The sequence below is a fragment of the Thermococcus cleftensis genome (assembly GCF_000265525.1).
GTDB classification, from domain to species: Archaea; Methanobacteriota_B; Thermococci; order Thermococcales; family Thermococcaceae; genus Thermococcus; species Thermococcus cleftensis.
Map to the genome: position 1 here is coordinate 1,590,589 of NC_018015.1, position 26,511 is coordinate 1,617,099.

Annotated in this window: 25 protein-coding genes; 9 read left to right on the forward strand and 16 right to left on the reverse strand. The window is 56.6% G+C overall.

The window, feature by feature from the left end; translation table 11 throughout:
• The first annotated feature begins 4 nt into the window (after window positions 1–4).
• Window positions 5–514: a hypothetical protein gene (locus tag CL1_RS08680; protein ID WP_014789507.1), complete on the forward strand. Its 510-nt coding sequence runs from the start codon at window positions 5–7 to the stop codon at window positions 512–514.
• Here CL1_RS08680 and CL1_RS08685 read toward each other — a convergent pair.
• Window positions 504–1,739 carry a phosphoglycerate kinase gene (locus tag CL1_RS08685; RefSeq protein WP_014789508.1) on the reverse strand — a complete coding sequence of 412 codons (1,236 nt, stop codon included), beginning with the start codon at window positions 1,737–1,739 and terminating at the stop codon, window positions 504–506. The genes CL1_RS08680 and CL1_RS08685 overlap by 11 nt on opposite strands.
• A 144-nt stretch (window positions 1,740–1,883) precedes the next feature.
• On the opposite strand from CL1_RS08685, the gene CL1_RS08690 reads away from it, so the two are divergent.
• On the forward strand, window positions 1,884–4,019 hold the full coding sequence (locus CL1_RS08690; RefSeq protein WP_014789509.1) for a restriction endonuclease: 2,136 nt from the start codon (window positions 1,884–1,886) through the stop codon (window positions 4,017–4,019).
• Here CL1_RS08690 and CL1_RS08695 read toward each other — a convergent pair whose 3' ends face one another.
• The 7 genes from CL1_RS08695 to CL1_RS08725 form a co-directional block, all read right to left on the reverse strand.
• On the reverse strand, window positions 4,020–4,643 hold the full coding sequence (locus tag CL1_RS08695; protein WP_014789510.1) for a hypothetical protein: 624 nt from the start codon (window positions 4,641–4,643) through the stop codon (window positions 4,020–4,022). It abuts the gene before it with no gap.
• Window positions 4,644–4,731: 88 nt separating this feature from the next.
• Window positions 4,732–6,741, reverse strand: coding sequence for a metallophosphoesterase family protein (locus CL1_RS08700; RefSeq protein WP_014789511.1), 2,010 nt, complete (start codon window positions 6,739–6,741; stop codon window positions 4,732–4,734).
• A gap of 44 nt (window positions 6,742–6,785) precedes the next feature.
• A complete protein-coding gene (locus CL1_RS08705) occupies window positions 6,786–7,379 on the reverse strand; it encodes a DUF447 domain-containing protein (protein ID WP_014789512.1) in 594 nt (197 codons plus the stop codon).
• A 32-nt stretch (window positions 7,380–7,411) separates the two neighbouring features.
• Window positions 7,412–8,476, reverse strand: a complete 1,065-nt coding sequence (locus CL1_RS08710; RefSeq protein ID WP_014789513.1) for an ABC transporter ATP-binding protein — start codon at window positions 8,474–8,476, stop codon at window positions 7,412–7,414.
• Window positions 8,477–8,486: 10 nt separating this feature from the next.
• Window positions 8,487–10,325: an ABC transporter permease gene (locus CL1_RS08715; protein WP_014789514.1), complete on the reverse strand. Its 1,839-nt coding sequence runs from the start codon at window positions 10,323–10,325 to the stop codon at window positions 8,487–8,489.
• Between the two features lie 150 nt (window positions 10,326–10,475).
• Window positions 10,476–11,915, reverse strand: coding sequence for an ABC transporter substrate-binding protein (locus CL1_RS08720; protein WP_014789515.1), 1,440 nt, complete (start codon window positions 11,913–11,915; stop codon window positions 10,476–10,478).
• A gap of 88 nt (window positions 11,916–12,003) precedes the next feature.
• Window positions 12,004–13,053: a CGP-CTERM sorting domain-containing protein gene (locus tag CL1_RS08725; protein WP_014789516.1), complete on the reverse strand. Its 1,050-nt coding sequence runs from the start codon at window positions 13,051–13,053 to the stop codon at window positions 12,004–12,006.
• A gap of 155 nt (window positions 13,054–13,208) precedes the next feature.
• Between CL1_RS08725 and CL1_RS08730 the strand changes: the two genes are divergently transcribed.
• From CL1_RS08730 to CL1_RS08740, 3 genes are read left to right on the forward strand one after another with little or no spacing between them, the layout of a single operon-like run.
• Window positions 13,209–14,336 (forward strand): tyrosine--tRNA ligase, encoded by a 1,128-nt coding sequence (locus CL1_RS08730; protein ID WP_014789517.1) that lies wholly within the window; start codon window positions 13,209–13,211, stop codon window positions 14,334–14,336.
• A 32-nt stretch (window positions 14,337–14,368) separates the two neighbouring features.
• Entirely contained in the window at window positions 14,369–14,842 is a 474-nt protein-coding gene (locus CL1_RS08735) for an Lrp/AsnC family transcriptional regulator (protein ID WP_014789518.1), read from the forward strand.
• Between the two features lie 5 nt (window positions 14,843–14,847).
• Complete coding sequence (locus CL1_RS08740; RefSeq protein ID WP_014789519.1) at window positions 14,848–17,448, forward strand: DEAD/DEAH box helicase; 2,601 nt, start codon at window positions 14,848–14,850, stop codon at window positions 17,446–17,448.
• A 4-nt stretch (window positions 17,449–17,452) separates the two neighbouring features.
• Here the strand turns inward: CL1_RS08740 and CL1_RS08745 are convergent, their stop codons facing one another.
• Window positions 17,453–18,259 carry a DUF63 family protein gene (locus CL1_RS08745; protein ID WP_014789520.1) on the reverse strand — a complete coding sequence of 269 codons (807 nt, stop codon included), beginning with the start codon at window positions 18,257–18,259 and terminating at the stop codon, window positions 17,453–17,455.
• 92 nt (window positions 18,260–18,351) lie between these two features.
• On the opposite strand from CL1_RS08745, the gene CL1_RS08750 reads away from it, so the two are divergent.
• Together CL1_RS08750 and CL1_RS08755 are read left to right on the forward strand one after the other, a co-directional pair.
• Window positions 18,352–18,735, forward strand: coding sequence for a hypothetical protein (locus CL1_RS08750; RefSeq protein WP_014789521.1), 384 nt, complete (start codon window positions 18,352–18,354; stop codon window positions 18,733–18,735).
• Between the two features lie 56 nt (window positions 18,736–18,791).
• Complete coding sequence (locus CL1_RS08755) at window positions 18,792–19,433, forward strand: hypothetical protein (protein ID WP_237266241.1); 642 nt, start codon at window positions 18,792–18,794, stop codon at window positions 19,431–19,433.
• Here the strand turns inward: CL1_RS08755 and CL1_RS08760 are convergent.
• Complete coding sequence (locus CL1_RS08760) at window positions 19,424–20,185, reverse strand: energy-coupling factor transporter transmembrane component T family protein (protein WP_014789523.1); 762 nt, start codon at window positions 20,183–20,185, stop codon at window positions 19,424–19,426. The two genes, CL1_RS08755 and CL1_RS08760, sit on opposite strands and share 10 nt — an antisense overlap.
• Window positions 20,182–20,973: an energy-coupling factor ABC transporter ATP-binding protein gene (locus CL1_RS08765; protein ID WP_014789524.1), complete on the reverse strand. Its 792-nt coding sequence runs from the start codon at window positions 20,971–20,973 to the stop codon at window positions 20,182–20,184. The genes CL1_RS08760 and CL1_RS08765 overlap by 4 nt, the downstream gene beginning before the upstream one ends.
• A gap of 91 nt (window positions 20,974–21,064) precedes the next feature.
• Between CL1_RS08765 and CL1_RS08770 the strand changes: the two genes are divergently transcribed.
• Window positions 21,065–21,583, forward strand: a complete 519-nt coding sequence (locus CL1_RS08770; protein ID WP_014789525.1) for a biotin transporter BioY — start codon at window positions 21,065–21,067, stop codon at window positions 21,581–21,583.
• Window positions 21,584–21,591: 8 nt separating this feature from the next.
• On the opposite strand, the gene CL1_RS08775 is transcribed toward CL1_RS08770, so the two are convergent.
• Together CL1_RS08775 and mobA are read right to left on the reverse strand one after the other, a co-directional pair.
• Window positions 21,592–22,623 carry a pyrolysin gene (locus CL1_RS08775; RefSeq protein WP_014789526.1) on the reverse strand — a complete coding sequence of 344 codons (1,032 nt, stop codon included), beginning with the start codon at window positions 22,621–22,623 and terminating at the stop codon, window positions 21,592–21,594.
• A gap of 118 nt (window positions 22,624–22,741) precedes the next feature.
• Entirely contained in the window at window positions 22,742–23,341 is a 600-nt protein-coding gene (gene mobA, locus CL1_RS08780) for a molybdenum cofactor guanylyltransferase (RefSeq protein ID WP_014789527.1), read from the reverse strand.
• Between the two features lie 95 nt (window positions 23,342–23,436).
• Here mobA and CL1_RS08785 point away from each other — a divergent pair, with 95 nt between their 5' ends.
• A complete protein-coding gene (locus CL1_RS08785) occupies window positions 23,437–23,898 on the forward strand; it encodes a DUF1931 family protein (protein ID WP_014789528.1) in 462 nt (153 codons plus the stop codon).
• Here CL1_RS08785 and CL1_RS08790 read toward each other — a convergent pair.
• The 3 genes from CL1_RS08790 to CL1_RS08800 form a co-directional block, all read right to left on the reverse strand.
• A complete protein-coding gene (locus CL1_RS08790; RefSeq protein WP_014789529.1) occupies window positions 23,886–24,236 on the reverse strand; it encodes a PIN domain-containing protein in 351 nt (116 codons plus the stop codon). The genes CL1_RS08785 and CL1_RS08790 overlap by 13 nt on opposite strands.
• A complete protein-coding gene (locus CL1_RS08795; RefSeq protein ID WP_014789530.1) occupies window positions 24,203–24,475 on the reverse strand; it encodes a hypothetical protein in 273 nt (90 codons plus the stop codon). Before CL1_RS08795 ends, CL1_RS08790 begins: the two co-directional genes overlap by 34 nt.
• 62 nt (window positions 24,476–24,537) lie before the next feature.
• On the reverse strand, window positions 24,538–26,436 hold the full coding sequence (locus tag CL1_RS08800; RefSeq protein WP_014789531.1) for a S9 family peptidase: 1,899 nt from the start codon (window positions 26,434–26,436) through the stop codon (window positions 24,538–24,540).
• Window positions 26,437–26,511: the final 75 nt, after the last annotated feature.

Consider the following 26,511-nt stretch of genomic DNA (forward strand, 5'->3'; position numbering starts at 1 on the left):
TTCAATGGCTGGAAGGACGGAAGCTGAGGGAAAAGTACCAGGGCGGGAGGAGATTGAGGGGCTCGAAGAGGCCCTTGGCATAGCGGACCACGTTCACAACATCTTCGTGATGGCGCTGATAGTTTCCACGATAATCTCTGGGGTTGTGTGGGTTTACGAGAGGTTGGTTCTCTCAAACTCCATTCCGATGCCGCTGGAGATACAGGCGATGGTGGTCTTCCTCGTGGCCTTCGCCGCGACCTTCTACATCACCAACGCGAGGAGAATGAGAAGGGGTTACCTCATCGCCGGCGCATTCCTCCTGCTTCTTGCCCTCTGGGGCCTTGAGGCCGTCCTCGCGGGGGTTGAATCTGTGGAGGAGAGGGTGCTCATAGCCGCTTCCTTCGCCCTTGGAATCGTAGGTCACGTTCTCTACTCGAACAGAAGGTTAATGGAGAGGGTGGAATGGTTCCTGATGCTCCTCCTCGCGGGAACACTCGCGGTCGTTCTCCTCGTCTGGCTACTCACCCTTTGAGAAGGTCCTTGAAACGCTCGTAGCTCTCCTTGAACGCCTCGAGGACTGGAAGTTTCTCCCCCGCGAAGAAGCTCAGCATCGCGCCACCGCCGGTTGAGACGTGGCTTATCCCGGTTATGCCGTACTTGTAGATGCTCGCTATTGAGTGGCCACCACCAACGACGCTGAAGGCTTTGCTCTCGCCTATCGCCCTGAAGACTCCGACCGTTCCAATTGCGAACTCTTCACGCTCGAAGACGCCCATCGGCCCGTTGGCGACTATCACCCTCGCCTTCATGAGAACCTCGCGGTACTTCTCAACGGTTCTGGAGCCGATGTCGAGGATCGGGTGCCCGTCGAAAAGCCACTTCTCATCACTCAGGAGGTCCACCTCAACGCGCTCACCCCTGTAATCAACTGCGAAATCAACGGGCGTTCTGACCTGCGGATAGAACTCGTCGAGGATTCTTTCAGCCCAGTCCACCAGCTCCAAGAGGCCCTTCCTTTCCATGAACTCGAGGTTGGCATCGCCGAGGTTGAAGCCCTTGGCGAGGGTGAAGACGTGGCCGACGAGACCGCCGGTTAGAATGAGGTCCGCCTTTTCCCCTCTCAGAACGTTCTCTGCAACGCGGAGGGAATCGTCCACCTTTGCCCCTCCAAGCACGTAGACCCTCGGCTTCTCCTGGGTCTCGTAGGCCTTTGTGAGCGCCCGGATCTCCCTTTCCATGAGGAGGCCCATTATCATCGGCTTGAGCCTTGCGAAGCCCACCAGCGATGGCTGGCTCCTGTGGGCGGCGGCAAAGGCGTCGTTCACGACGTAGTCGATGAGCGGGGCAAGCTTCCTCACGAAGAAAGTTTTCTCACATTCCTCAATCGGCTTGTATTTGATCTCCTCTGCAGAAAAGCGGAGATTTTCGAGCATTATGGCCTCCCCGGGTTTAAGCGAGCTTATCTTCTCTCTCGCGTACCTCCCAAAGATGTCCTCGACGTACTCCACCTCCTGCCCGAGGAGCCCGCTGAGTATCTCGGCGTGCTGCTCGGTGGTAATGTAGTCCCCCTTGTACGGCTTGCTCTGGTGCGTCCCTATGACGAGCTTGGCCCCACCCTCAAGGAGGTACCTTACCGTCGGGAGAACCGCTCGAAACCTGGCGTCACTGATGATATTCCCGTCCTTGACGGGGGAGTTCAGGTCGGCCCGTAGAAAGACGGTTTTATCGTGATAATCGAAGTCGGTGAGCCTGAACATTCCATCACCATCGCGGTGTTAAATTGTGGAGTTAAAAAGCTTATTTTGAACACCTGCGGTGATAAGGCCGTTCCGGGGAAAGAGATTTATAAAATGAGCACGATAGGGGGGTGATGGTAGAGTTCACTTTCATGGGTGAGACTGATGCCGTGGAGTCCCGATTTAATAAGAACTGCCTCTAGGGAAACGCTGATTGAGAACGTGATAGAGCTGCTGAGGAGAATGGGCTTCAGGGAGTACGAGAGGGTCGCCGGCAGGAAGGAATGGGGAATCGACGTGGTGGCGATAAGGGACGACCCTATAGCCGGAATGGAGAAGGTGGTTCTTGCGCTCCACCCAAAGGGCTTGGCGTCTTCCAGGGACATCAACGTTTTTGCAGACCTCGCTGACAAGTACAGAGCCGACAAGGGAATACTCATATCTCCCGCCGGCTTCACCAAGGACGCCAAGGTTCTCATCTCCAGGGAGTACCGGGGACGGATAGTCCCGTGGGACGGGGAGAAGCTGGCCTCGCTCTTTAACAACTACGGCCTTGAACCCCCCGAGGAACTGGTCAGGGAGATGGCGAAAGCTCACGAGAAAAGTGAAGACACTCCCATAGAAGAGTTCGAGCTGGACGCTCCCCTGCTCCACGACTTCTCGTCGGAGGAGGTTCTCAGGAAGGTCGCCTCCTTTGCCGCCTCAAGGTACCCTGTGAAGCCCGAGGAGATAGAGCTTGAGTCCGTTTCCGTGACCCTCTCCAGCGCCTACATTTTCTCCTGGTCGGTGGAAGGTGAGGAGGAGAAGGACAAGGCCGTGGTGTTCTCGGACGAGGACATTGTTCTCAGAGCCACCCAGGATAAGAGGCTGAGCGTTCCGGTTACAAAGGCTCTCCTGAACGACCGCTCCATCATAAGGGCCACCGAGAGGGAAGTGGAGGTCCCGATAAGCCCAAGCGAGGCCGTCTTCGTTCTCAAGGCTGCCGCCGCGAGGGAGCTCGGTGTTCCGGAGGGGAAGATAACGATACACGAAAGGAAGAAGGTCTACGTTCCCAAAACCACCAAGCTCTCCATCAGGGCGGGGGAGAACCAGGCGGAAGCGCTGGTGAACCTCGAGACTGGAGACGTGGAGCTGGAGATGGAGCCCCTCCCCGATGGGTACTTCATTGAGAGGGTTCGCAACGAGGTCCTCAAACAGACTGGGGAGGGTGTGAAGGCGTACGAGCTCAGGAGGGTGAACGGAAAGGTCAAGATAACCGGGACGACCGAGAGGTTCTCCTTCGAGGCTTCTTTCAACGCCTACACGGGCAAACTCCTCGGAATGGAGGTTATAATGAGCGATGAGGCCCTGGAAGAGCTCCTCAGGAAAGCCTACCCCGATGGAAGGGTGCTTAACCTCGAGAAGGGCAAGAAGGCCGCGGTGGCGGATATCCTGCTTGAGGACGGGATAGCGGTCGTCAGCGTGGACCTCACCACTGGAGAGTACAGGGAGGCGAGAAAGCTACCCTCGCCGGAGGAAGCCTCCGAGAACGCCAGGGCGGTGATAGAGGGCAACTTCCCCCTCAGGAACCTGGAGATGAGCTCGTACCGCGTGCTGGAGCACAAGTACCTCGAGCTGATTCTCGAGAGCGCCGATGGAAGGGCGGTCGTCAAGGTGGACGGCTCGACAGGTGACGTGCTGGACTACCTCGTCGAGGTGACGGCGGAGAGGGCCAGGGAGATAGTCTCGGGGCGGTACGGGGACTTCGAGATAAAGTCGGTTGAAGAGGACGAGACCGAGTACAGGGTCACCGCCGAGAACGATCGTCATATAGTAACCGTCAGGGTCAGCAAAGATGGAAAGCTGATAGAAGAGACCGACCGCGTCCTCAGGAGGGAGCTGGCGGAGAAAATCGCGGTGGAGAAGGCAAGGGAGATAGACGAAGAGGCCACGGTCAAGTCCCTTGCCCTAAGAGAGAACTGGGTGGCGGAATTCGCGGGGAGGACGAAGGTCGGCAGGATAGTTCTCCACAGGACGACCGGCGAGGTTATCGAAAGCGACGTCCGCTTCACCGAGATGGCAATAAAGGAGGGCTACCTCAAGCACGTGGCCGAGAAGTACGGGGAAGAAAACCCCACCGTCGAGAGGCTCACCCTCTACGAGGAGAAGGGCTACGTCCACGTCAAAGTGGCCGGTAAAGAGACGCTCTACTACGCCAGGATAGACCTCAAAACGGGAAAGATAACAAGCGAGGACAAAGCCCCTGCGAAGGGGTTAACGGCGAAGCTCAAACAGCTCCCGCTGGAAAACAAGTACAAGTGATTAGGCCATCAGCATGCTCTCTATCATTCTTATTGCTTCCACTATCTTCTTCTCGGGCTTTTCCTCGTTCCGCGGTATCTCCAGGTTTATGACGAGCCGCTCCTCCTTGTTCTCCTCAAAGTCGTATATCTCCAGCTCCTCCACCTCGACGTCCTCGAAGATGCTCTCGAGCTCTGGGCTTATTATCTTCTTGTCGTTGCCGTAGACCTCGACCCTAACAACGTCGTCGGTGGTTGAGGCAACGACCACTATCTCGTAGGAGCCGACCTTCTTCACGAAGCGGAGGGCGCTTCCGTAGCCTTCAACCTCCTCCTTAAAGCCAAGCTGGCGCATCGTGCTCCTTATCGCCTCGGTCTTGCTCTTTATCCTGTTGAGCACCCTCTCGCGGAGCCGGTAGCTCTCGAAGAGGGCCTTCTTTATCCCTTCGCCGGCCTCCTCAACCGGGCCTTCCCATATTCCTATTATCTTGATGCCCGAGGAGGTGGGCTTGAGCTCTATCTTAATGGAATCGACGTCAAAGTCTCGCAGGTCGTCTATTTTAAGCTCGCTGAGGGTGAGGATATCAAATTCAATCCTCACGATGTTACCAAAGGCCTTGCCCTTGAACTTCACCTTCACCACCATGGGGGGCTTATGGGGACGGTTTAAAAACTCTTCCCCAGGAAGGAGGGCTTTGAAAAACGAAAGGTAACGTAAAAAAGAGATGGAAGGCTTACTTTCTCCTCCTGAGAAGAGCCGGGAGGAGTGCGAGGCCCACGAGAGCCGCCGGACCGCAGGTGCTTCCACCCTCGCTGGTCTCGGTCTGGCTCGGGCTGCTGGTGCCAGTGCTTCCGCCAACGGTGTAGGTGGTCTCGCCGGTGTTGCCGTAGAAGTCAGTCGCGATCACCTTGATGGTGAACTCGCTTGCATCAACGCCCGGGATCTCGGTGTAATAGGTGGCCTCGACCTCTGCCGGCTTCATCGAGAACGCCGGGTATTCCGCCAGAACCTTGCCATCGCTGATTATCTGCACCTTCATGTCCCTGATTCCGACGTTGTCGCTGGCGGTGACGTAGACCTTGAACCTCTGTCCCGGCCTGGGCTTGCCCGGCATGAGGTAGCCTACCTTAACCTCGGGCCCCTGGGTATCGGCTTCCTTGACGACGGTTATCTGGCTGACGCCGGCCGGGACGGTGACGTTGAGGAGCATGTAGTAGGTTCCGCCGATTTCCCTCTCGCCGAGGACGGTGTAGGTTATATTGGTGTGTTCCGGATCAACCTTGGCTCCCGCGGGTATCTCGAGGACGAAGGGCCCGCTGACGGCCTCGCCAAGCTCGTTCACGAACTTGACTGCAGTCCCGTCTTCACCGTTCTGCCTGTAAACGATAAACTTCTGCGGTATCGGGAGGGAGCTTATGCCCTCGTGAAGGACGTCGCCGGCGAGCGGGAACTTCACGGTGCCGTTTTCATAGACGTAGATAACCTGTGATCCGTACCAGCTCGGGGTGGTGTAGCCCCTGCTCTGGTCGGCCTGGCTCGGCGGGTTGCTGGTCTTGTCCGGGGCGCCGGTGGTGGTGACGGTGTAGAACCAGTGCTCGTTGCCCTCCTTGTCGATGTAGAGGACCGGCTTGTCCCTGTGAATGTGTCCGGCAAGGACGAGCCTGACGTTGTACTTCTCGACGAGCTGGAGGAAGGTTCTGGCTATCTCGTCGTACTCGCCGTTCTTACCTTCCCAGTCCCAGCTAACGTATTTGGTCAGGGTCTGCCAGTCACCGTCATCGAAGGCGGTGTAGCCCTTTATGGTCCCGCCCCACTTGCCGTCGGGGGTGCTGTACCAGAACGGGTGGTGGACGAGGACTATTGGTACCTTGTCAGGGTGGCTCTTTAGCACGTTTTCCATCCACTGGAGCTGCTCAAGCTCGGGGTGCCTCTCCTCGCCCCTGCTGTCCAGACCGATTATCAGAAAGTCGCCTATGACCTCGTAGAAGTACCTGGGGCCAACGTACTTGTTGTAGTAGGTCGGTGGGTGGTCGTGGTTGCCCTTTATGCTTATGAAGGGCGTGCCTGCGGCGGTGCCGTGGAGTATTGCCTCGTCGAACATCTTGTAGCCCTCGCTGTCGCCGTTGGTATCGACGTCGTCGCCCGTGCTGATTATGAGGTTGATGACGTTCTCACTCTGCAGGCCAGTCATGGCGTAGTACGTCATAAAGCTGTCGGCGGCGGTGTAGCTGTGCATCGCGTAGGGATGGTCGCAGTACTGGAGTATCTCTGGAATGCTCTTCTGGAAGTAGTCCCCGCAGACGAAGCCCATCTTGGAACCGCTGGTGACGTGAAGGTCGCTGCCGTGGGCTATCCTGAGAACCGTTGGGGCGTCCTTCATGACCCACACGCCGTTGGGTATCGTGACCTCGCCCCTGTCGCTCTTGACGACGAGGAAATACACGTCCGGAACCGCGTCCTCCGGTATCTTGGCCTTGATGATGCCGTTCTCGGTGCCGACGATTTCAAGGTCATAGGGTCCGTGGAGTATCGAGACTATCTGGAGGGACTGGATTGCAACGCCTTCCGCTGGCTGGATTTCAACGACATCTCCTGGTTTCCCTATGGCTGGAACTCCTGGCAGGGGCTGAATCAGAACCTCCCCCGGAGCCACCGAGCTCGAGGCGGCCCAGACCGTGTTCACTGGAACCGCCGCTATGGTAAGCAGGGCCACCAAAAGGGCCATAAGCTTGCCGGCCTTCATGGTACCACCAAGAAAAGCTGAAATAAATCGGTTATAAGCTTTCCCTACCCACCTTCGTCCAGTGCCGCCATCATAGCCTCAGCCAGCTCCGAGCTTCCCCCGAACCGCCTGTAGGAGGAATAGTTCTCGACTATCCTTTCGCGCAGCTTCTTGGCGACATCAATCTTCCCGTTCCTCCTTGCTACCTCCAGTCTGGTGAAGTCCACGGCCATCTCGAGGAGGTGGAAGTCCGCCCTGCTGAGGGGCATTGGGGGTAAGACTCCAGCGATGACCCCCGCGGGTTCCAGGGAACATTTCATCACCGTCGCCTTTCCGAGCTCGTCCTCGTGGGGCTCTTCCCGCCACTTAACCCTTCCGTAAACTCCAGGTAGGGTTTTTATCCAGCGATAACGACCGTTACCTTCGAACTCCAGCTTGACGGGAACGTTCAGGGCCAGCTTTACAATAAGCTCGACATCGTTGGTGACCTGTAGAGAGGCATACGGGTGTTCCTTTAGCTCACCAGCGCTCTTTCCACCGAAGAGCTTGAAAAACAGCCTCTCTCCCTTCCTCACGACTCCTACTGGGGTGACGTTTGATCTCGTGACCAGGAGAACCTCGTAAACCTGGCCCTCCCGGAGGAACTCCAAAAGCTCCATGCCACCACCTAGGGATAATTAAAAAGAGGGGTTTAAAGCTGCTGCTTTGGAAGGACGATTATGTCGTCCCTCTCAACGTAGAAGGTCACCGGCTGGGTTGGCCTCAGGCCGGCAACTTCCCTGTCGCTTATCGTTCTGGCTATTATCCTGGTGTCCCCGAAGAGACCGACGACCTCGATGAAGAAGCCGTAGTATTCAACGAGATCAACGGTTCCTGTAAAGGAAACTGCATTCTCCACCGGTTTGAGTTTTATCCTCTCTGGCCTAATGACTATGACCACGTCGTCGCTCTTCTCGGTGTAGTAAAGGCCGTCGAGTCTTATTCCTTCGAACTCAACGGTAACGCGGTCACCGTTCCTCTCGACGACCTTCGCGGGAATGACGTTGGTCTTACCCATGAAGCTGGCCACGAACTCTGTCCTCGGACTCTCGTATATCTCCTTCGGCGTTCCGACCTGCTCGACGGTTCCGACGTTCATGACGGCAATCCTGTCGCTTATGGCCATGGCCTCCTCCTGGTCGTGGGTAACGTAAATCACCGTTATGCCGAGCTCGCGCTGTATGCGCCTTATCTCCGAACGCATCTCAAGGCGGAGCTTGGCGTCGAGGTTGCTCAGCGGCTCGTCCAGGAGGAGAACCTTGGGCTCGACGACGAGTGCCCTCGCTATGGCAACGCGCTGCTGCTGACCTCCGGAAAGCTGGGTCGGGTAGCGGTCCGCAAAGCCCTCTAGCTTGACGAGCTCGAGTGCCCACTGGACCTTTTTCTTTATCTCCTCCTTTGGAACCTTCCTTAGCTTGAGGCCGTAGGCGACGTTGTCGAAGACCGTCATGTGGGGCCAGAGGGCGTAGTTCTGGAAGACGAGCACCGCTCCGCGCTTGCTGGAGGGGAGGTAGGTGACCTCCTCGTCGCCGAAGTATATCGTCCCGCTGTCCGGGAAGTCAAGGCCGGCTATGATCCTCAGCGTCGTGGACTTTCCACAGCCGCTCGGTCCGAGCAGGGTGAAGAGCTCCCCCGCCTTTATGTGAAGGTTTATTCCTTTGAGGGCAACGGTTTCTCCAAAGGTTTTGACGATGTTTTCGAGTTTGACATCAACCATCTCAACCACCTCATGTGAGACCTATGAAGGAGTACTTCTGCTTGGTTATAAGGTTCGCAAGGACTATGGCGATTATCTGGACCGTCATCAGGAAGACACCCAGTGCCGCGGCCAGGTTGGCACTTCCGACGGCACTTGTCATGAGCTCCACCATTCTGGCCGTTATCGGATAGTAGTCGGGGTTAATGGAACCGAGGGTGATACCCACGCTGGTCTCGCTCATACAGTAGACGAAGCTCAGCATTGCACCTCCAAGGAGGTTAAGGAGTATCAGCGGTATCAAGATGCCCGTCAGTGCCTTCCACCTGCTGGCGCCGAGGTTTAGGGCTGCTTCTTCAAGGGACACGTGGACCTGTTGGATTCCTGCAGAGATTGAACGCGCCGCGAAGGGGAGACGTCTTATCGAGTAGGCCAGTATGAGCACCATGGCCGGGTTGAAGCCCAGCAGGTTGGTGGGGTCGAGGGGCGTGTTCGGAAACACCTTGGCAAAGAAGAAGAAGTAGCTCATGGCTATGACGATACCTGGGACGGCTATTGGTATGGTTGAGAGGCTGTCGAGTATCGGACCGAGTTTGCTCTTCTTGAACCTGCTGGAGGCGTAGGATGCCGTGAGCGATAGCAGTATGATGACAATAATGGCCGCCGTCGAGTACATTACGCTGTTTATGATGACCCTCTCAATATCTGGCTGGGTTATGATGCTCTGTATGTGGGCGGTGGTGAAGCCCTGGGGCCAGGTTCCTGCCCAGCTCTCGCTGAAGGCCAGCATCACGACACCGACCTGTGGGAATATTGATATCAGAAGTATTGGGACGACGACAAAGTATATCAATGCAGCCTGCCAGGTCTTTGGTTTGGCAACCCTAGGCTTCCACCTTCCGCCCTTGCTGAGCATTGCGTACTGCCTCATGCTGACGTACTTCCTGATTCCAAGGAACATTAGGATAGCTATGGTGAGCATTATGAGGGCCAGCGCGGCGAGCTGTGGACTGCCAACGTTGAAACCGCTGGTGAAAGCGCTGTAAATCTGGAAGGACATGAGCTTCCTGGCGAGGGGATTGCCCTGAAAGACTATCGGCGCGGCAAGGTCCTCGAGGCTGAAGATGCCGACGAGGGTTGCACCGGCCGCTATTCCCGGAAGGGCAAGCGGGAAGGTGACCGTCCTAAAGAGGTGGAATCCCCTGCTTCCAAGGTTCTCGGCCTGCTCCTCCAGCGTTGGATCGATGTTGATGAAGCTCGCGTAGGCGTTGAGGTAGACTATCGGATAGTATGTCAGGGTCTGGGCGATTATGACGCCGACGAGACCGTCTATGACCACCCTGTGAGGGAATATATGGAGGGTGTCGTAGAATATCCAGTTTATTAGGCCGTTGGGGAGGAACATCTTCTTGACGATGAAGACGTTGACAAAGGGCGTGACGAGGAGCGGGACGAAGAGGAGTATGCGCATGATGTTCTTGCCCGGAAAGTCGTAACGTGCCATGACAAAGGCGAAGATGGTTCCGAGTATAGTCGTCAGTATCATGACGCTTATGGCAACTATTATTGAGTTGAGCACCACTCCGAAATCAACGCCCTGAATGTAGTATATCTGCTCCCCGTTGGGCATAGTGACGAGCTTGGCGAAGTCTCCAGTGGGCCAGCTGATGTAATAGTCCGACGTCAGGATGCTGGTGAACCAGTGGAGAGAAAAGTGGCCGTTGTACTCGAATGCCACCGCCAGCATCGCCAGCACTGGGATCACGAGAAACGCTACCAGATACAGGAGAGGGAACAGGAACGACGCTGCCACAACGGGATCGAACAGTGGGGTTCCGAAGAGTCTCTCGCTCCACTTGCTTACCCGCATTGAGCATCAACCTCCGCTAGCCTTTACGACAATACCAGCCACTCTTTGTTGGTCGAGAGCGGGTCTATTTAAATATTTCCGAAAACCGCTTGATTTGTCCGTTTCCAAAAAAGGGTTCAAAAGAGAAAGGAATCTGCAAGAAGTTATCAATCAACCGGTCATACTCTGGAGGTCCTGGAGTACCTTGTCGTACTTGTTGCCCGCCGCCTGGCGCCACTCCTGGACGAGCTGGTCCTGGAAGTTCCTGTCCTTCACGATCTTGTCGTTTATCTTCTTGGCATACTCCTCGGTGAAGGTGACGGTCTGACCGGTTTCGGGGTCCTTGAACTCTATCGGGGCGGTAAGCTCTGCCTTGAGCTGCTCGAACTGTTCTTTGGTTATCTTACCGTCCCTGTATGCCTGGACTATTGCCACCCACGCGTCGTGGAGCTTCTGGTTCGGATCTACGAGGGTGGCCTTGAAGTAGTACTGGACGGCGCTTATGGTCTCGAGGGCGCGCTTGTCGTCAAAGGGTATTCCTTCAGCGTTTATGGCGTCCTGGTAGGCCTTCTCGAGGGCGGGCCTGGCCTCACCATAGGTCTTGCCCTCGTTCTCGCCCTTGAAGATGACGTCTGCGTAGGGCTTGGTGATGGTCATTTCGAATATCTGCGGGTTGATCGGGAGCCTGTTAACGTCGGGGCTCATCCAGACGGCCTGGCCCTCCGTGAGGACCCAGTAGATGAAGGCCTGGGCCGCCTCGGGGTGCTGGGCGTTCTTGAGGAGCGCTATCGGGTCGCCGTTGATTATGCTCTCCCCCTTCGGGACTATGTACTGGCAGTCCGGGTTCTGCTGCATGGCTGTGTAGCCGTAGAAGTCGATGGTGTTTCCAGCGGCGATCTCGCCGTTTATGACTGCGTCCCTGACGGCGTCGCTCTGCATGTAGACCTTGGAGTTGGCCGCTATGAGGGTCATTATGCGCCAGCCGTCCTCCCAGCCGAAGGCTTGGAGGATAATCTGGTATATCCTAGTGTTGGAGGTACTCCTTGTCGGGTCTGCTATGCCGTACTGGGGCGGGTTGAGCGCCCACTCCTCGCTTGCTATGTCCTCCCACTTCTGAGGAACCGGGAGGTTCCACTTCTCGAGCTGCTTCTTGTTCACGGTGAATCCGAACGACGAAAGGGCCGCGGCGATCCAGTAAACGTTGTCTCCGTCCTTCCTTACCATGGGCATTCCCGCCAGCTCGGTCGGGATCGGGTTCCCTATGAGGCCGAGAACCTTCTCGTCAGTTATCGGTGCGAGATAGCCGGCCTTGTAGAGGTCGTCGAAGAGTGTAGGCCCTCCACCCCAGCCGACGTCAGCGCCTTTCTCGATGTAGCTCGGCCAGAGGCTCTCAGGGACCTTGATGAACTTGAGGTCCACGATGTTGTACTGCTTGGCGATGTCACTCTGGAGGAAGGTCTGCTTGACCATATACTGTATCGTCGCGTCGTGCCTGGTTATGACGACGAGGGTTATTCCTGAAGTTTCGCCGTTTCCGCCGCTTATGCAACCGCTGGCAACAACACTAAGGGCAAGGAGCAGGATAAAGCCGATTGCCACGGGCTTCTTCATGGTTTATCACCCGGTTATGCCAATCGTGGGTGGTTCGAGAAACTCAATAAAAAATTAATGGTTCAAGGGACAAAGAAAATGGGAGGGGTCACTTCCTCCTCCTGTAGAGGGCGAGCGGAATAAGGGCGAGGCCCACGAGGGCCGCTGGGCCACAGGTGCTTCCACCCTCGCTGGTTTCCTCCTTACCGAGGTTGCTCTGGACGGTTATGGCCCAGTGAATGAAGTTGGTGACGAACTGCGGGCCGTCGAGGTCAACGCCGTGGTACTCGGGGGTCCACATCGGCTCGTAGCCGCCGTAGGGAGTCTCACCGCTGACGACGAGGACGTTCTTCTTGTCCTCAAAGAGCTGGACAGCCATGAGCGGGAACTCGCCGGTGTCGCCGGCGGTGTACGCCTGGGCCGCTGGATCAGTGTTCTCAACTATCTGCCCGTCGGCGCTGGTGGTTACGATGATATATATTCCCTCGGCTATTCCGCCGTGGAGGCTCTTCCAGTTGCCGTTCTCATCGACGTAAGCAACGACACCCGGCCCATGGAAGAGAACCTTACCCCCGTTCTTGAGGTCCTTGGTGAGCATGTCCTTGTCGGGGGTTCCGCTGTCGGGGTTCACAAGGCCTATGACACGATAACCGGCTCCGGCGTTGCTGGTGGCGTCCTCGGCGGAGCACTGGTCAAGCCTGAGGTTGGCGCCTATGGCGTCGAGAATTGAGTTGGCGAAGTCGATCCTCTGCGGGCCGTCACCGTAGTCCGAATCGCCCGCGACCCAAAGAATCCTGTTGCCGTCGTTCCACCACTGGACGATGGCCTGTATCTCGTCCGGACTGAAGGCCTGTGTTGGCTGGCCAATGATAAGGAAGTCCACGTCCTTTATGGCGTCGTAGGTTATCTTGTCACCGAGCTGGGGGATTCCAAGCTCGTCGGCCTTCTCGGTCGGGCCAATGTAAGCCCAGCTGACGTCGCTGATGGTCTTTATCATTCCCTCGGCTATGACGTTGCCGTCCTTGTCGGTCAGAACAGCCAGTCCCTTGTCGCTCTCGCCGTGGGCGAGATCGACACCGATGGTCGTAGCGCTGGCCATGGCAAATCCAAACACTCCAAAGAACACAAACACAGCCAGTATTATTGCAGCCTTCCTCATGGTATCACCGGGTTATCTAAGGCTGATGAAGTTATAAATCTTATGAATCGGAAAGTTTTTCGTCCCTGTTAAACTTTGAAGCCCTGCAGTGAGTTCCTTTCCCCCGGCAGTAAAACCCTTAAAGCCTTCCGCCGTTTCAGGCTCAGGTGGTAGTGATGGACATAGAGGAGAGGATTCAGCTCATAAAGAGGAAGCCCACGGAGGAACTCTTGACTGAAGAGAACCTCAGGCACCTGCTCGAAGTCGGCGTTCCAATGCAGCACTACATAGGATTTGAGATAAGCGGTTACATTCACCTCGGAACCGGACTCATGGCTGGGGCGAAGATAGCCGACCTCCAGAAAGCAGGAATCAAGACGAGGATTTTCTTAGCCGACTGGCACAGCTGGATAAACGACAAGCTCGGCGGTGACTTGGAGACAATCCAGAAGGTGGCTTTGACCTACTTCAAGGAGGGCATGAAGCAGAGCATAAAGGTCATGGGCGGTAAACCAGAGAAGGTCGAGTTCGTTCTCGCGAGCGAGATACTCGAGAAGGGCGACTACTGGCAGACGGTCATAGACATATCCAAGAACGTTACCCTTGCGAGAATGATGCGCTCGATAACGATAATGGGCCGCCAGATGGGTGAGGCAATAGACTTCGCAAAGCTCATCTACCCGGCAATGCAGGTTGCTGACATCTTCTACCAGGGTGTTACGATAGCCCACGCCGGAATGGACCAGAGGAAGGCCCACGTCATAGCCATTGAAGTCGCCCAGAAGCTCAAGTACCACGCCCTCGAGTGGAATGGAGAAAAGCTCAAGCCGGTTGCCCTGCACCACCACCTCCTCCTCGGCCTTCAGGAGCCGCCGGTCTGGCCAATCGAGAGCGAGGAGCAGTTCAAGGAGCTGAAGACCCAGATGAAGATGAGCAAGAGCAAGCCCTACTCGGCGGTTTTCATACACGACAGCCCTGAAGAGATAAAGCAGAAGCTGAGAAAGGCCTTCTGTCCGGCCAGGGAGGTCAAGTACAACCCCGTCCTCGACTGGGCCGAGTACATAATCTTCAGGGAAGAGCCAACAGAGTTCACGATTCACCGTCCGGCCAAGTTCGGCGGCGACGTCACCTACACGACCATTGAGGAGCTCAAGAGGGACTTTGCCGAGGGCAAGCTCCACCCGCTCGACCTCAAGAACGCGGTAGCTGAGTACCTCATCGAGCTCCTCAGGCCGGTCAGGGAGTACTTTGAAAAGCACCCCGAACCGCTGGAGCTGATGCGGGAGATAAAGATCACCCGCTGAGCCTTCTTTTCCTTTTCCAGCTGGTGGAGCCGATGCCCGGAGTAGACGAGAAGGACAGGGAAATTCTCAAAATCCTCCGTTCGAACGGTAGGATTACTCTGACAGAGCTGGGGAAGAGGGTAGGCCTGTCCCCTGCGAGCGTTAAGAACAGGCTTGAGAAGCTCGAAAAGCTCGGTGCGATAAAGGGCTACTCCGCCGTTATCGACCCGGCTTTCCTGGACGAGTACGTTTCGGCGTTCCTCGAGCTCAAGCTCGCGATAGACGATCATACCGTGGACTCTCTGCTGAAAAAGGTCGCCGAACTCGAAAACGTCGAGGCGGTTTACAGAAAAACCGGAGAACGGAGTATACTGATAAAGGCCTCGTTCCACGACACGGACGAGGTTAAGGTCTTCGTCGGGAGACTCAAGGATCTCTTCGGCAAGAACCTCGAGAGGGCCGAGGTGACCCTTATCCTGGACACCTTCAAGGAGGGCTGGATACCCTTCGAGAGAAGGAGAGGGTGATGTCCGTGCTCTTCGTCATCAGGCCGGGAAGGAAGAAGAACGAGCTGGAAGCGTTTTTCATCGAGAGCGAGCCGGAAAAGCTCACCGCGATGAAGAACCTGAAGGCTGACAGGATATACCGCTTCATAATGCGCGAGGGGAGGCTCTTCAAGGTCCTTGAGGGGAGCAACTACCGCAATCCGAAGGAGATCGAGAAGCTCCTCCGGGGGGCAAGAATCGTCCTAGTGAACGCCGATGAGTGGGAGGACTACTTCAGGCGGAGGCTCCAGAACAAGAGGGTTGAGAAGGCCGAGCTGTGCCGCCTCTGCCTGCTGGAGGGCAGAATAACAGTTCTCACACCCGGAAACCGAATAAAATACCGGGACGAGTACATCTGCGAGCGCTGTGCCGAGGACGAGCTGAGGAGGGAGCTCCGCTTTCGCTTTAACAGCGTGGCCATGTTCGACCAGGCAAAGAAGCTCCTCGACAGGTTTAGAGACCTCGATAAGGTTCTCTACGCCTTCGACCCGCGCTTCGACCCGACGAGGCACCCGGAGATAACGAAGTGGGACGAGCTGAAGGCAAAGCACGTAAGAGTTGAGAAGCTCAAAGTGGACGAGCTGAATCTCCCCGAGAAGTTTAAATCCGTTCTCAAGGCGGAAGGCGTCAGCGAGCTCCTCCCGGTTCAGAGCCTGGCCGTTAAAAACGGCCTCCTCAAAGGGGAGAACCTCCTCGTCGTTTCGGCAACAGCGAGCGGTAAGACGCTCATAGGTGAGCTGGCGGGCGTTCCGAGGGCGATGGAGGGGAAAAAGCTCCTCTTCCTCGTTCCGCTCGTTGCCTTGGCAAACCAGAAGTACGAGGACTTCAAGCGGCGCTATTCTAAACTCGGCCTCCGCGTTGCCATTCGCGTCGGTATGAGCAGGATTAAGACGAGGGACGAGCTGGTGGTGGTCGATACTGGAATAGACGCCGACATCATAGTGGGAACCTACGAGGGCATTGACTACCTCCTCAGAGCGGGGAGGAAGATAGGGAACGTGGGGACGATCGTCATAGACGAGATTCACACCCTCGACGACGAGGAGCGCGGACCGAGGCTTGACGGCCTGATAGCGAGGCTGAGAAAGCTCTACCCGAAGGCCCAGTTCATAGGCCTGAGTGCCACCGTCGGAAACCCCGAGGAGCTTGCCAGAGAGCTTGGCTTGAAGCTCGTCCTCTACGACGAGAGGCCCGTCGATTTGGAGAGGCACATAATCATAGCTAGAAACGAGTCCGAGAAGTGGCGTCACATAGCGAGCCTCTGCCGTGCCGAGGCGATGAGAAAATCCAGGCAGGGCTACAGGGGCCAGAGCATAGTCTTCACCTTCTCGCGCAAGAGGACGCACGAGCTTGCCGCCTACCTCACGAGCAAAGGCCTCAAAGCCAAGCCCTACCACTCAGGTTTGCCATACAAACAGAGGAAGCTCACCGAGATGGAGTTTTTGGCACAAAGGCTCGACGTGGTTGTTACGACAGCGGCTTTGGGGGCGGGTGTTGATTTTCCTGCATCGCAGGTCATCTTCGAGAGCCTCGCCATGGGCAACAAGTGGTTGAGCGTGAGGGAGTTCCACCAGATGCTTGGTCGAGCTGGAAGGCCGCTCTACCACGAGAAGGGCAGGGTTTACCTCATAGTCGAGCCCGGGAGAAAATATTCCGCCCAGATGGAGGGGACGGAAGAGGAAGTGGCGTTCAAGCTTTTAACAGCTCCAATCGAGCCCGTGATGGTGGAATGGAGCGACGAGCTTGAGCAGGACAACGTTTTGGCTCACTCCTGCGTCTTCAATCGTCTCGACGTCATCGAGGACGTGCAGGATAAATGCCTCGGCGCCAACCAGAGCGCCGGGAAGGTTCTGGAGAAGCTCAGCGGGTACGGCTTCGTCCGCCTCAAGGGCTCCCTGGTGGAGGTCACGCCCTACGGAAGGGCCGTGAGCATGAGCTTTTTGCTCCCCAGGGAGGCGTCCTTCATAAGGGGCAACCTTGGAAAGAAGCCAGCCCAGTGGATAGCCGTCAAGCTTTTGCCGTTCGAAAACCTTTACCTGAGCGGGACGCTCCAGAGGGAGCTTGAAGGCGCGGTTAGGGGAAGAATAAGCGCGAACGTCTTCTCGCCCAGCTTCGCCTCGATCCTTGAGGAGCTGGACAAGGTCATCCCAGAACTCAGCCCCAACGCGGCGGAGAGGCTGTTCACGATCTATCAGGAGTTCTTTATGTGTCCAGAGGACGACTGCACCGACTACGCGATGGAGCGCGTTAGCAACCTGATAATCGAGCTGAGGAGGAACGGCAAGCACCCAACCCAGATAGCGGAGCACTTCAGGAAGGTCTACGGCCTCATCGTTTACCCGGGCGACGTCTTCACGTGGCTCGACGGAATAGTCAGAAAGCTTGAAGCCATCGAGAGGATAGCGAGGGTTTTCGGGGTAGGGACTGCCGAGAACGAGGCGAAGCTTCTCAGGAGGGAGATCGAGGAGGGCAGGACAATACGAGGGGACCATGGGGGCGGAAGAGGACACCAAGGGTCCTTAGATTGGAGGGGCCGGGAAGGCAGGAAAGATCGGGGAAGGTACGGGAATGGAAGGAAGAACGGCTGAAGGATCAGCCTCCTATCTGCAGCACCAGCTGGGCGGGGTCCCTTATCGCCGGCCCCAGGCCTAGGACGTAGACCATCAGGTACCAGAGGCGTCTTTCCTCCTCGTCCGGGACCAGCTTCTGGAGGCCGTAGTAGACCACAACAAGAATGAATGTTATCCACGGGTAGTAGAAGTACGCCCCGAAGTGCTGAACCAGAATGTTCTCCAGCCAGTGAACCTCGCGGTAGCCGTAGAAATGAATCGCCACCACCGTTGACCCCATGTCGTAGAGGTGAGCTAAGACGGCATAGAGGTAGAGCCTGTCGAAGGGCCGGTACCTGTATATCAGCAGGGCCGGAATCCAGGAGACGAAGGTGTGGATTAGCGTCAGCTCGTAGGGCTCCCAGCTCTTGGCGTGTGTGACGAGGAGGTAGTTGGCCCCTAGCGCCAGAAGTGCGCCCCAGCCAAAGGTCAGCTTGGGGTATGTCTTCAGCTTCGCGTCCAGAACTATCGCGGGGAGCATTACAAAGAACGTCGTGAAGAAGATTCCCGGCGTGAGTATCAGCGGGTTCTGGGGTAGGATCCCCCCATCAACGAGGGCCCTGACCGTTGACCCGAAGACGACCATCAGGGTGACCGCCATAAAGAGCGTCCTGTCGATTTTAATCCGGAGGGGTTTCAGTATATACCTATAGGTATATATTGCACCGAACCCGAGCAGGAGGGCGTAGACGAGGGTGTTCACAGGGTTGTAACCGCTCCTTGTGAACATGGGTTCCCAGAAGTACTTGTAGAGGAAGTTCCATATCTCGTGTTGGAGTGATTCAAGCATCTTATCCCCCCAATCGGAAATCGAGAGGGCAATTTAAATTTCTTTTGGGGAAGGTTTATTAACGTTCCTTTCAATGGCCTTTGGGTGATACCATGTACGGCCCGGGCCACCTCGTTGCAATAGGCACTGCAGGCATCTTCGCGTTCCTGTTCAGTCTGTTCATCGCGGCCCTCTTCCTGTCGCTGGCGGGCAAGCTGATAGGCATAGAGAAGGCCTCAATAGGGAGGGCAATGATAGCCATTCTTGGCGGAGGAATCGTTGGCGGAATAGTGGCCGTTGTGACCGCGGCAATCTTCCCTCCACTGGCGCCGTTGCTGGCCTTCCTGGCCAATATGTGGGTCATAAAAACCGTCTTTGACACAAGTTGGCTTAAAGCCTTCCTGGCGTGGCTCCTGTCCTTCATAATAGCAGGCCTCGTGTTCGGCGTGCTGGCGCTGCTGGGCCTCTTCACCATAGGCGCCCTCGCTTCCCTCTGAGGCCATCTTTGTCTTTTGCGGAAGTTATAAATACCAGGAGCGCGTTATCGAAGGTGATGGCCATGTTCTTCAAGCCGGCCGAACTTCAGGCCAAGGAGGTCAAGCCCTTTGACGGTTTTCCCTTTGGCTTAGGTGAGGGAACCCTGGCCGGCTTCGTGTTCGCGGACGAGCTTTCCGAGACGGTTTTCCTCCACCACCTGGCCTCGTCTGCCCTGAAAAGCGGTTCGGTTTACCATCTGGGGCCCGGCGGCGTTCTCTCCGTGCGCCTGCTGAAGCGCCTCGCCGAGGACGTCTCAAACCTCTACGCCGGCAACGTTTACTCCCTCGACGACCTTCTAAAAGCCCTCGAAGCGGTTGATGACGGCTCGCTCGTCCTCGCCTCCCGCTTTCCCGCCCTCGCGGGCGTGTCCAGGGAAGGTCTGTTGGAGGTCCGGAAGGCGGTGGACCGGAAGGGCCTCGTTCTCGTCCTGGGGCATTCTACCATCGAGCTGAACGAGCTCGACCTTCCTTCCGAGTTCAGACGGTTCTATACCCTTCCGGAACTCTTCGATGCCCTGGCAGTTCTGAGAACCAGCTCCTACCGCGGCCACTACCGGCTCAGCATCACCGTTCTCCGCGCGCCTCCCGACTACGTTTCAAGCCTCGGCGACCACTCCCTGCCTATTGACTCCCTCGTCAAGGCAATTATTCAGTTGTAGATGCTCACGTGGCCTATTCCAAGGGCGTAGCGGAGGTACACCGCCAGTCCGAAGAGGACAAGCACGAGGACGACCGCCGCGTAGTCCCTCGCGCTCATCTCTATGTCATAGAGAAAGGTTCTCTTCTTAGAAGCCCCAAGGGCCCGACTTTCGAGGGCTATGCTGAGCTCGTGGGCCGTTTTGAGCGATGCAACGAGGAGGGGAATGAGAACCGCCGTCATCTTCTTTGCCCTGACTATGAAGTTCCCCCTGTCCACCTCCCAGCCCCTGCTCCTCTGGGCGTCCATTATGTTCCTAGAGAGCAGGTAGAGGGTTGGAATGTAGCGGAGGGCTATCGATATCGTCAGTCCGAACTCGTAGGGCATTCCCAGTCTCACGAAGCCGAGGATAAGGTCGCGCTGGCTGGTCGTCATCAGGAGGAGAAAGGTCAGGAGGGCAAAGGTGAGGAGCCTCATCGCGAAGGAAACCCCGAAGAGAAGTCCCTTGAGCCTCGGCTCGTATATCAGGGGCCACACCACCAGGGTTATGACCACTATCGGCAGGAGGGGCTTCAGGAGCCTCAGTTGCTCCCCCAACCCAACCCCACCAAGCAGCCGCCCGACGAGCAGGAAGAGGAAGAACATCGGTATCAGAACGGCTGGATCGTTATAGAGCATGAGCGCGGCTATTCCCGCGGCCGTTCCGATTATTTTCACCCGCGGGTCGAGGGAGTGCAGGAGGGAATCATTCTCAGTGTAGAAGGGGTAGATCATCTCGCACCACCCGCCAGAGCCTCCACCAGCTCGTCCACGCTCCTCACGAAACCCACTCCAGCCCTCTCGCTTATCCTCAGGAGCTCGGGCTTTTCAAGGCCGTAGTCGTGCAGTTCCAGGGAGAAGAACTCCTCCACCGGACCGTCGAAGACTTTCCTGCCCTCGTGGAGCAGAACCACCCTCTCGGCCAGCCTCGCCACCAGCTCCATGTCGTGGGTTATGAGGAAAATCCCGTGCCCCTCCGAGTGGAGCCTTCTTATCGCCTCTACGACGCCCTCTTCGGACCTTCCGTCGAGTCCCGTCGTGGGTTCATCGAGTATCAGATATTTGGGCTTCATCGCGAGGACGCACGCTATGGCCAGCCTCTGCTTCTCACCGCCGCTCAGGGAGTACGGTGTTCTCTCCTCAAAGCCCTCCATGCCCACGGCCTTCAGTGCCCACCTGACGCGCTCCTCGATCTCTTCCTCACTCAGTCCGAGGTTTCTGGGTCCAAATGCCACCTCGCGAAAAACGTTCTCCTCGAAGAACATGTGCTCGGGGTTCTGGAAGACGTAGCCGACCGTGCGCGAGAGCTCCGCCACCGTGTGCTCGCGAGTGTCCATTCCGTCCACGAGAACCCTCCCCCTAGTCGGCTTCAGAAGGCCGTTCAGGTGCTTGGCCAGCGTTGTCTTTCCGCTCCCGTTGGGACCGACTAGGGCGACTATTTCCTGACCCATCTCGAAGCTGACACCGCGAAGGGCCTCCCTGCCGTTCTCGTAGACGTGCCAGACGTTTTCGGCCTTCAGCATCGCTTCACACTCTTCGGCTGGATTTAAAAACGTTCCCAACGGCGACGGCAAAAGGTTTTAAGGCTCCCCTCCAGCATCTCTCGGTGGTTACATGAACGCCAGGGAGACTTCCTTTGCCGCCCTCTTCGCGGCCCTAACCGCGGTCGGTGCCCAGATAAGCATACCCATAGGCCCGGTTCCGATAACGCTTCAGGTTCTGGTCGTTCTCCTGAGCGGGCTCGTCCTCGGGCCGAGGCTCGGCTTTCTGAGCCAGCTCGTTTACGTGGTCATGGGTGCCGTGGGGCTCCCGGTGTTCGCCGGTTTTCAGGGCGGGTTCGCGGTGCTCTACGGGCCGACTGGGGGGTACATAGTCGCGTTTCCAATAGCGGCGTTCATAGCGGGGTATGTGGCCGAAAAAACTGGAAAGAAAAGCGGCATGCTCGGAGGCTCCCTGGTCGGGGTCGGGGTAATATACCTCCTGGGCTGGCTGAGGCTCGGCCTTTTCCTTGGGGGAGACTTTCAGAAGGCCTTCCTCCTTGGGGTGATGCCGTTCCTGCCCGTTGATGCAATAAAAGCTGGAGTGGCGGTTTTGATAGCAGACAGGGTCAGAAAAGCAATAGAAATAGGGTGAATGGCAGATCACCAGTCGGCCATTCCCTCTTCAAGTATTCCTACTGCCTGCTTCTGGTGAAGCGCCGCCTTTCTCAGGTCTATGAAGATGTAGATCCTCGGGAAGTTCGCAACAACCGGCCCGTACTGGCTCGCGTTGGCGTAGTAGTCAGCGGCTGTGTCGTTCTGTATCGTCGCCAGACCGAGGGTTTCGTTGTCCAGCCCCCCATCGAGGGCCTCCCCGTAGAGGGTGTTGTATCTGTCGAGGTTCCTGTGGTACTGAATGTAGTAGTAGAAGTTGAATAACATCACGTTTATTCCCTTTTGAGCCGGTGTCTCAGGTGTGGGAACCACTTGGGAGTAACCCAGGTTGTTCAGTATCATCTCCCTGTAGAACGCCTCCCATTCGGGCCCCTTTCTTGCGACGCTGTATTCGATGGTAAGGCCTGTTACAAACACCCTGCCGTTTCCAAGGGTGTAGACTGCAGTGCTCGGCCTGCCGTACTCGGGAGTTCCCGATGGTGCCTGAACTGTGATTATCTCCGCGTCGGCGGGAAGGTTGTTGAGGTAGGCGTGGCTTGCGTAACTGCTGGCGAGGGTCGTGTTGTTGGCGATAACGTAATCCCTGCGTGAGTAGCTCTTGGTCAGCGTCACGTCCCTGGGCAGGGGTGTCGTCCACACTCCACCGCCCCAGCCCCAGTTGGCGGCGTGGATTTCGAGGACCCTTCCTGCCCTTACGTAATCCTCCAGCTTGCCCATCTGTGGCCCTATTTCGTCGTAAAAGTCCTGGGACTGGTCGCTTACAATGATAATCATGTCGTACGCATCTATTAGGGTCTGGGCTGTTCTGTTCTGAAGTTCCGTACTCGTCATGACGTCGTATGGTACCCCCATGCCCGTGAGGGTATACTCAACAGCAGGCGTACCCCAGGCGTCAGAGTTCTTTAAAACCAGCACGTTGTAATCCGTCAGGGGCTTTGCGGAAGCCGACGGGGGCCCCAGCACTGCCACCAGACTGAAAAGCATGAGCAGCGATACCGCTGCGCTCAAAATTTTTTTCATAATACTCTCTCCTTTTTGGTCCGAACCGAGCAGAAGAACTTTTCGGGACTCCTACCCTTAGTTTATTGTAGGCTTTGAACTATTTAAGCCTTCTTACATAATTTTGAAGTGTTTCCAATCAAATTTGGCTTCTCATCTTTTCCAGCGTCTCCTCAGCGAACCTGACGTCGAAGGAGTTCCGCACCCTGAAGAAGCTCAGCGTGACCTTCGGGTTCCTCTTCGCCAGTTCCTCAATTGGCAGCGGTTCGTAGTCGAGGAACTCCACTACCCTGCCCAGGCTCCGGTATCCCTCGGCCAGTGCCGCCTCAATGGCATCGGCAAGGGCGTCAGGCTCGTAAACCGCATGCGTAACCTCTGCCGTCCCGTCCCTCCAGACGGGTATCAGGGCCTCCGGCTCGTTCTCGTAGAAGAGGCCCGTCATGTAGTTCACGAGGAAGGGCATTATCAGCGGCATGTTGCCCTCGGCCAGGAAAAACGGCGCTTCCGGGAGGGCCTTCAGGAGAGCCTCCATCTTGCCCCTCGCGGAAACAGGAAGGGGATTCGAGACGTGGAGTGAATAAACCCTGAGTCTGTCCCTCCTGACCACAGTGATGACCTCGTCTATCCTCTTGCTCATCAAAAGCCTCCTCTCGGTGAGCTTAATCACAGGTTCATCAGCCACTGGAACAGTGTAGTTCTCCCACTTCTTTTCAGGGAACGCTATCACGTAGGCCCTCATGGTCTCGAGTCTGCGGCTGGGTTTAAAAACCTCGGGGAAAGTTTTATATACTTTGAGTTACTAAAATTCTCGCGAAGAAAACGGAGGTGATGGCAGTGGCGGAGATGGTGATTCCATACCCCCAGCTCCAGAAGATACTCGAAAGAACCTGTGAGCTGGCCGTTATTAAGCCCCGCGCCGAGGAGATGATGGAGATAGTCGAGAAAAAGCTCGCTGACCTCTTCGAAGTGGCCTACGAAAATGCCAAGGCCGAACGCTCAGGCACGATAAAGCTCAGGCACATACCCATCACAAAGGGCTTCAGGAACAGCCTCAACCTCTTTAGAGCGGTCATCGAAGACGAGAAGGTTCAGATCGAGCCCATCAGGAAGTACGTCCTCAGGAAGATACCCGGCGACATTCCGCTCGAGGAGGAGGTAGTGAACGAGCTTCCCATAATAGCGGGAACCCTCTTCGTGCTCGTTGGGAGGGTCATCAAGGCCCTGCACCCGGAGATAAAGAACGTCTACCCCGAGCACATCGAGGAGGCCAAGAGGGTTCTGGACTACACTCTCTGAGCCCCTTCTTTTTTCTCCGAGCTGAGCCTTAGCCCCTCGAACTCCTTCCTTATCCACTCGAAGTGCCTATCCTCCGTGACGAGCCTCAGCCCCCTGTTCATCGCCACGGCGGCAACTATCGCGTCAACCGCCGGGACAGGCGTCCCCCTCCTCACCATCGCCTGCGATATTTTAATCGCCAGCAGGTAGTCTTCGAGGCTCGGCGTTATCACCGTCAGTCCGAGCTCAAGCGCCCTCGGGAACTCCACGACGTTTAGAACGGTTGTGTATCCGTTCAGCTTTTTTCCGGATTTTGTCGCTTCAATCAGGACGTTGGTGTCGTAGAGAGCCTCTTCCATTCCGCATCCCTCGTTTTCTCAAGTGCCTCCTCGTATTTCTCAAGGGGGGTGCTCTCAAGCTCCCTCCTGAAGTCCTCGCCGAGAAGGGACAGTATCTCCTCAGAACCCAGCTCCTCGGCCTCGATTTTGGCCAAATACTCCGCTATGGCCTTTCTCGCTACCTCACTCCACTTTATTTCGGGGTGTTTCTTCATTCGCCTGTAGAGGTCGGGGGGGATAGAGAGGGTTATGTTCGGCATAGCATCACCGCACTGGAATATGTGAGTTCACGTATTTAAGTGTTGTGAAAAAATGGAAAGGCTCACTCCTTGAGCCACCTCTCCATCCACCCGGCTATAAGCTCCAGGCGCCTAACGCGGTGCTTCGGCTTTCCGCCCCTGCTGAGGTCGTGGTTCTCGCCCGGGAAGAGGGCAAGCTCAACGGTCTTGCCGAGGTATTTCAAAGCCGTGTAGAACTGCAGAGCCTCCGGCAGCCAGCACCGATAGTCCTCCATGCTGTGGATTATGAGGAGAGGCGTTTCAACGTTCGGCGCGTACTTCAGCGGGCTCTTCCCCCAGTAACCATCGAGGTTGCTCCAGGGGTCGCCTCCTATCTGGTCGGGGGCGAAGTAGTAGCCGATGTCAGTCGTGCCGAAGAAGCTCACCCAGTTCGAGATGGAGCGCTGGGTTACGGCAGCTTTGAAGCGCTTCGTGTGGCCGACAATCCAGTTGGTCATGAAGCCGCCGTAGGAGCCGCCGGTGACGCCGATTCTCTCCGGGTCGATGAAGTCGAAGCGCTTTAAGGCCTCGTCAACAACCTCCATCAGGTCCTTATAATCCCGCTCGCCGTAGTGCCCCCTGATGTCGGCAAAGTTCTCACCGTAGCCGTCGCTGCCGCGCGGGTTGGAGAAGATTACCACGAAGCCCTTGGCAGTAAGAACGTGGAACTCGTGCATGAAGGAGTGGCCGTAAGCCGTCTTCGGCCCTCCGTGAATCTCCAGAACGGCCGGATACTTCTTCCCAGGCTCAAAATCAACGGGCCTCATTATCCATGCGTCTATCTCGACGCCATCGCTGGCTTTAACCTTGAAGTGCTCGGGCTTCGAGAGGGAGTAGTCTCTAATCCAGCCGTTGAAGTCCGTGAGCTTTTTCTCCTTCCCGTCGCGGAGGACGTAGAGCTCCGTTGGTGTAACCGCGTCCTGGGCGGTGAAGGCTATGTAATCGCCTATAGCGAAGCTCTCGACGCTCCTGTCCCCGCCGATGACGTGCTCTATCTTCCCCTCGAGGTTAACCCTGAAGAGGTTGGCCCTCGGGCCGTCGGTGGCGACGTAATAAATCCAGCCGTCTTTAAAAGCCAGCTCCGCCCTCTGAGGCCCTCGAACATCGCTGTTGAGCGAGTTGTAGGCCGAGCGGTCGAGCTTGGCGGTGAGCTTCCTTAGCTCTCCCGTCTCCGGGTTGTAGTGGTAGATGTGGGTGTTCGTGGGAATGCCCCTCTCCCTCGTGTTGGCCTTCAAAATGAACGTCCCGTCGTCGAGGGGAATGAAGTCACTTACGCTCCACTCCCCGGGGGTTAGTCTCCTTGCCTTCCTGCCCTCGAGGACGTAGAGGTCGCTCACCATCGGCTTCCTCTCGCGGTCCTCCTGGGCTATGAAGTAGAGCTTTCCTTCATAGAACCTAATCTGCGAGACGTCAAGGTTTTTCGGCGTCAGCCGTCTCTTCTTCCCGCTTTCAATATCCACCAGGTAAACAACGCTCCTCTTCCCGTAGACCCAGCCGACGCCGTTGAACCAGAAGGGAAGCTCCTTAATCAGGTGGACGTCATCCTTCGGCTTCTTCTCAATGTCTATCGGCGTGACGACCGCTATTCCCTTCCCGTCCTCGGTGAAGCGGAGGTTTTTGATTCCGTACTTGAACCTCGCTAAAAGCCTCGCCTCCCCGCCGTCCGTGGGAATAACGTAGAGCTCGGCCTCCTTGCTCTCCTTGTCCCGCTTCGAGGTGAAGGCTATCAGCTTACCATCGGGAGAAAAGCGCGGGTTCGCGTCCTTGTTGCCAGAGGTAAAGGGCCTGACCTTCCTCCCGTCGTAGAGGTAGAGCCTTGAGAAGTAGTCGTCCTTCTCCACGCTTATTTCGGTGACCTGGAAGACCACCTTCCTTCTGAAGGCGTCGATGTTTCCGACGAGCTTGAACTTTCCTAAGTCTTTCTCACCCAGACCTTTCGCCATAGAAACCACCGAACCAACTCGGCCTTTTTCGTATAAAAGCTTAGCGTTTCGATAGTCGTCTCCGCGACGTGTTTG

Coding starts and splice junctions, on each gene's coding strand:
- CL1_RS08680 (WP_014789507.1), top strand. CDS start 5: ATGGCTGGAAGGACGGAAGCTGAGGGAAAAGTACCAGGGCGGGAGGAG.
- CL1_RS08685 (WP_014789508.1), bottom strand. CDS start 1,739: ATGTTCAGGCTCACCGACTTCGATTATCACGATAAAACCGTCTTTCTA.
- CL1_RS08690 (WP_014789509.1), top strand. CDS start 1,884: ATGCCGTGGAGTCCCGATTTAATAAGAACTGCCTCTAGGGAAACGCTG.
- CL1_RS08695 (WP_014789510.1), bottom strand. CDS start 4,643: ATGGTGGTGAAGGTGAAGTTCAAGGGCAAGGCCTTTGGTAACATCGTG.
- CL1_RS08700 (WP_014789511.1), bottom strand. CDS start 6,741: ATGAAGGCCGGCAAGCTTATGGCCCTTTTGGTGGCCCTGCTTACCATA.
- CL1_RS08705 (WP_014789512.1), bottom strand. CDS start 7,379: ATGGAGCTTTTGGAGTTCCTCCGGGAGGGCCAGGTTTACGAGGTTCTC.
- CL1_RS08710 (WP_014789513.1), bottom strand. CDS start 8,476: ATGGTTGATGTCAAACTCGAAAACATCGTCAAAACCTTTGGAGAAACC.
- CL1_RS08715 (WP_014789514.1), bottom strand. CDS start 10,325: ATGCGGGTAAGCAAGTGGAGCGAGAGACTCTTCGGAACCCCACTGTTC.
- CL1_RS08720 (WP_014789515.1), bottom strand. CDS start 11,915: ATGAAGAAGCCCGTGGCAATCGGCTTTATCCTGCTCCTTGCCCTTAGT.
- CL1_RS08725 (WP_014789516.1), bottom strand. CDS start 13,053: ATGAGGAAGGCTGCAATAATACTGGCTGTGTTTGTGTTCTTTGGAGTG.
- CL1_RS08730 (WP_014789517.1), top strand. CDS start 13,209: ATGGACATAGAGGAGAGGATTCAGCTCATAAAGAGGAAGCCCACGGAG.
- CL1_RS08735 (WP_014789518.1), top strand. CDS start 14,369: ATGCCCGGAGTAGACGAGAAGGACAGGGAAATTCTCAAAATCCTCCGT.
- CL1_RS08745 (WP_014789520.1), bottom strand. CDS start 18,259: ATGCTTGAATCACTCCAACACGAGATATGGAACTTCCTCTACAAGTAC.
- CL1_RS08750 (WP_014789521.1), top strand. CDS start 18,352: ATGTACGGCCCGGGCCACCTCGTTGCAATAGGCACTGCAGGCATCTTC.
- CL1_RS08755 (WP_237266241.1), top strand. CDS start 18,792: ATGGCCATGTTCTTCAAGCCGGCCGAACTTCAGGCCAAGGAGGTCAAG.
- CL1_RS08760 (WP_014789523.1), bottom strand. CDS start 20,185: ATGATCTACCCCTTCTACACTGAGAATGATTCCCTCCTGCACTCCCTC.
- CL1_RS08765 (WP_014789524.1), bottom strand. CDS start 20,973: ATGCTGAAGGCCGAAAACGTCTGGCACGTCTACGAGAACGGCAGGGAG.
- CL1_RS08770 (WP_014789525.1), top strand. CDS start 21,065: ATGAACGCCAGGGAGACTTCCTTTGCCGCCCTCTTCGCGGCCCTAACC.
- CL1_RS08775 (WP_014789526.1), bottom strand. CDS start 22,623: ATGAAAAAAATTTTGAGCGCAGCGGTATCGCTGCTCATGCTTTTCAGT.
- mobA (WP_014789527.1), bottom strand. CDS start 23,341: ATGAGGGCCTACGTGATAGCGTTCCCTGAAAAGAAGTGGGAGAACTAC.
- CL1_RS08790 (WP_014789529.1), bottom strand. CDS start 24,236: ATGGAAGAGGCTCTCTACGACACCAACGTCCTGATTGAAGCGACAAAA.
- CL1_RS08795 (WP_014789530.1), bottom strand. CDS start 24,475: ATGCCGAACATAACCCTCTCTATCCCCCCCGACCTCTACAGGCGAATG.
- CL1_RS08800 (WP_014789531.1), bottom strand. CDS start 26,436: ATGGCGAAAGGTCTGGGTGAGAAAGACTTAGGAAAGTTCAAGCTCGTC.